Origin of the sequence: Rhodopseudomonas sp., from assembly GCF_048594845.1 — a bacterium.
Taxonomy (GTDB): Bacteria; Pseudomonadota; Alphaproteobacteria; order Rhizobiales; family Xanthobacteraceae; genus Rhodopseudomonas.
The window spans coordinates 1-4,101 of sequence record NZ_JBMDXE010000065.1 but is presented as its reverse complement, the minus strand read 5'-3'; the positions used below and the strand labels follow the sequence as shown (position 1 = coordinate 4,101).

General features: G+C 66.7%; 4 protein-coding genes. 3 read left to right on the top strand and 1 reads right to left on the bottom strand.

The features are described from left to right. Nucleotides 1-218: 218 nt before the first annotated feature. Nucleotides 219-1,220, bottom strand: a complete 1,002-nt coding sequence (locus tag ACOJTD_RS03465) for a cation diffusion facilitator family transporter (protein WP_420131540.1) — start codon at nucleotides 1,218-1,220, stop codon at nucleotides 219-221. Nucleotides 1,221-1,583: 363 nt separating this feature from the next. Here ACOJTD_RS03465 and sdhC point away from each other — a divergent pair, with 363 nt between their 5' ends. The 3 genes from sdhC to sdhA all read left to right on the top strand — a co-directional run. Then, complete coding sequence (sdhC, locus tag ACOJTD_RS03460; RefSeq protein ID WP_254986282.1) at nucleotides 1,584-1,982, top strand: succinate dehydrogenase, cytochrome b556 subunit; 399 nt, start codon at nucleotides 1,584-1,586, stop codon at nucleotides 1,980-1,982. Beyond that, nucleotides 1,979-2,401 (top strand): succinate dehydrogenase, hydrophobic membrane anchor protein, encoded by a 423-nt coding sequence (gene sdhD, locus ACOJTD_RS03455; protein WP_420131539.1) that lies wholly within the window; start codon nucleotides 1,979-1,981, stop codon nucleotides 2,399-2,401. Before sdhC ends, sdhD begins: the two co-directional genes overlap by 4 nt. A 2-nt stretch (nucleotides 2,402-2,403) precedes the next feature. Beyond that, nucleotides 2,404-4,101, top strand: a 1,698-nt coding sequence (gene sdhA, locus ACOJTD_RS03450) for a succinate dehydrogenase flavoprotein subunit (RefSeq protein WP_420131538.1), incomplete at its 3' end; no start/stop codon positions are given.

Here is a 4,101-nt window from a genome sequence, read left to right as displayed (position 1 = left end):
CACTCCGGGGGCCGCGCCCCCCCCCCCCCCCCCCCCCCCCCGGGGGGGGGGGGGGGGGGGGGGGGCCCCCCCCCCAGGCACTGCGACTCGTGGACCCCCACCCCGGCCTCCGCTTCGCTCGGCCGACCCTGCCCGCAAGGGGGAGGGGGACCGCGGGCGGCTCGTCCTACAATTCGCATGCGAAATATCACGAAGCGCTGCCTATCCTCGACGCTCGCCTACACTACATGCTCCGGCGCCAGCGCGCAGGGCGTGTCGGGGCTGGTCTCGATCTGCACCGTCGTATGCGCGATGCCGAAATCGTGGTCGAGTTCGTGGGCGAGGTCGATCAGGAAGGCATCGCCCGGTGCGCCGGAGGGGATCACCAAGTGGCAGGTCAGCGCCACTTCGGTGGTCGACATCGGCCAGATATGCAGGTCGTGGACCTGCGTCACGCCCGGCAGGCCGGCCAGAAACGCCCGCACCGCAGCCGGATCGATGCCGCGGGGCACGGCGTTCAGCGACATCGCGGTCGAATCCCGCAGCAGCCCCCAGGTGCCCCACACGATCACGCCGGCGACCAGCAGGCTCACCGCCGGGTCGGTCCAGGTCCAGCCGGTGAACAGGATGACGATGCCGGCAACCACCACAGCAGCCGACACGGCGGCATCGGCGACCATGTGCAGATAGGCGCCGCGGATGTTGAGGTCGGAGTGGCGCCCGGCGAAGAACAGCCAGGCCGTGACCGCATTGATGACGATGCCAATCCCCGCCACTGCGATCATCGTGCCGCTGGCGACCGGCTCAGGATTGAACAGCCGGACCACCGCCTCCCAGCCGATCGCGCCGACCGCGAGCAGCAGAAACACCGCGTTGAACAGTGCCGCCAGGATCGACGAGCCGCGCAGTCCGTAGGTGTAACGCGCCGACGGCGGCCGCTTCGACAATTCAGCGGCGATCCAGGCGACCGCGAGTCCGAGCACGTCGGACAGGTTGTGGCCGGCGTCGGCGATCAGAGCCATCGAATTGCCGAGCCAGCCGAACACCGCCTCGGCGATCACGAAGGCGATGTTGAGCGCGATGCCGATCGCGAAGGCACGGCCGAAATCCGTCGGCGTGTGATCATGAGCGCCGGCGCCGTGCCGATGCGCATGAGCGCCGGCTTTGCCGTGATCGTGATGATCATGAGCGTCGTGGTCATGATGCCCGTGGTCGAGGGTGCAATCGGGAGCGTGGGACATCGGAATCCTGACGGGGTGGCGGTAATCTGCGCAGGGCGGCCATGCGGCGATGAACCATCGCACGGGCGCGGCGTTGCGGGAAGCAGCGGGTTTCGGCTTTAGAGCGGCTCGAAACCCGCTGTTCATCGATGCGGCCTACCACCCTCGGAGCATGACGAGGTCTGAATCCGGTTTCATTTCCGGGGCGTGGAACGGAGCTCTAAAAATGGCGATCGTATTGGCCTGCCGGGCTCTTCAAACCCTGAACTTGCATTCCGAAAATGCGAATTCTTCGTTGCGCTCGTTGAACGTCCTTCGTAAATAGGGGCACTCTCGCGAGCCCCGCCCGGGCCCTGTTCGCTCGCCGCCAACCCATAGCAGCCGATGACCGCCAGGATCGACCGACCGCTTTCGCCCCACATGCAGACGTACCGCTGGAGCCTGACGATGACGATGTCCATCGTCCATCGCGCCACCGGCATTGCGCTGTATTCCGGAACCCTTCTGCTGGCGTGGTGGCTGATCGCCTGCGCCGCCGGACCGGCGTCTTACGCCACCATCCAGTCCTTCACCGGCAGCTGGATCGGCCGCCTGATCCTGTTCGGCTACACCTGGGCGCTGATGCATCATCTGCTCAGCGGCGTCCGGCACTTCGTCTGGGACCTCGGCTACGGTTTCAAGACCGCCGACCGCGAATGGCTGACCTGGGCAGCGCTGATCGGCGGCATCGTGCTGACCGTCCTGCTCTGGGTGGCTGCCTTCTCGATGGGAGTCGCCCGATGAGCATTCAGGAATCTCACGGTACAGCGCGTGGCAACGAGTCGACCATGCGCACCCCGATGGGCAAGGTCCGGAAGTTCGGCCCGGCCGGCTCCGGCACCGGCGACTTCTGGCGCCAGCGCATCACCGCCGTCGCTATGACGCTGCTGATCCTGCCGGTGATCGTCGTGATCATGATGCTGCTCGGCCGCAATCAGGCCGGCGCCGCACAGATCCTCGGCTCGCCGCTGATCTCGCTGGTCATGATCCTGTTCATCATCGCCTCCGCGATCCACATGAAGATCGGCATGCAGGTGGTGATCGAAGACTACATCCAGAACGAGAAGCTCAAGCTCGTCACTGTGATGGCCAACAACTTCTTCTCGATCGCCGTGGCGCTCGCCGCGATCTTCGCGATCTTCAAACTCGCATCCGGAGTCTAAGCATGGCGGCGAACCTCAACGGCGCACCAGCCGCGGGCGGAACCGCCTATCCGATCGAAGACCACGTCTACGACGTCGTCGTGGTGGGCGCCGGCGGCGCCGGCCTGCGCGCGGTGGTCGGCTGCAGCGAAGCCGGGCTTCGCACCGCCTGCATCACCAAGGTGTTTCCGACCCGTTCGCACACCGTGGCGGCCCAGGGCGGCATCTCGGCCTCGCTCGGCAACATGCACAAGGACGACTGGCGCTGGCACATGTACGACACCGTGAAGGGGTCGGACTGGCTCGGCGACCAGGACTCGATCGAATACATGGTGCGCAACGCGCCCGACGCGGTCTACGAGCTCGAGCATTGGGGCGTGCCGTTCTCGCGCACCGAGGAAGGCAAGATCTATCAGCGGCCGTTCGGCGGCATGACGATGGATTTCGGCAAGGGCCAGGCGCAGCGCACCTGCGCGGCCGCCGACCGCACCGGCCACGCGATGCTGCACACGATGTACGGCCAGGCGCTGCGCCATTCGGCCGAGTTCTACATCGAGTTCTTCGCCATCGACCTGATCATGGATGACCAGGGCGTCTGCCGCGGCGTGGTCGCGCTGAAGCTCGACGACGGCACCATCCACCGCTTCAAGGCGCAGACCACCATCCTCGCCACCGGCGGCTACGGCCGCGCCTACGCCTCCTGCACCTCGGCGCATACCTGCACGGGTGACGGCGGCGCCATGGCGCTGCGCGCCGGCCTGCCGCTGCAGGACATGGAGTTCGTGCAGTTCCACCCGACCGGCATCTACGGTTCGGGCTGCCTCGTGACCGAAGGCGCGCGCGGCGAAGGCGGCTATCTCGTCAACTCCGAAGGCGAGCGCTTCATGGAGCGCTACGCGCCGTCCGCCAAGGATCTCGCCTCGCGCGACGTCGTCTCGCGCGCGATGACGATCGAAATGCGCGAAGGCCGCGGCGTCGGCAAGAAGAAGGACCACATCTTCCTGCACCTCGACCATCTGGCGCCGGAAGTGCTGCACGAGCGCCTGCCCGGCATCTCGGAATCGGCCCGGATCTTCGCCGGTGTCGACGTCACCCGCGAGCCGATCCCGATCCTGCCGACCGTGCACTACAACATGGGCGGCATCCCGACAAACTTCCACGGCGAAGTCGTCACCAAGAAGGACGGCGACGACAACGCGGTGGTACCGGGCCTGATGGCGATCGGCGAAGCCGCCTGCGTGTCGGTGCACGGCGCCAACCGCCTCGGCTCCAACTCGCTGATCGACCTCGTGGTGTTCGGCCGCGCCGCGGCGCTGCGCTGCGCCGAAAAGCTGACCCCGAACGGCAAGCAGCCCGAACTGCCGGCGGACTCCGCCGACATGTCGCTCGGCCGGCTCGACAAATATCGCTACGCCAAGGGCGGCACCCCGACCGCGAAGCTGCGTGAGAAGATGCAGCACGTGATGCAGAACAACTGCGCGGTGTTCCGCACCGGCGAGGTGCTGGCCGAAGGCAAGCAGCTGATCCAGAACGTCCACGGCGGCATCGGCGACATCGGCGTGTCCGACCGCTCGTTGACCTGGAATTCGGATTTGATCGAAACGCTGGAGTTCGACAACCTGATCGTGCAAGCGGTGGTGACGATGAACTCGGCCGCCAACCGCACCGAAAGCCGCGGCGCCCATGCCCGCGAGGACTTCCCGGATCGCGACGACGCGAAC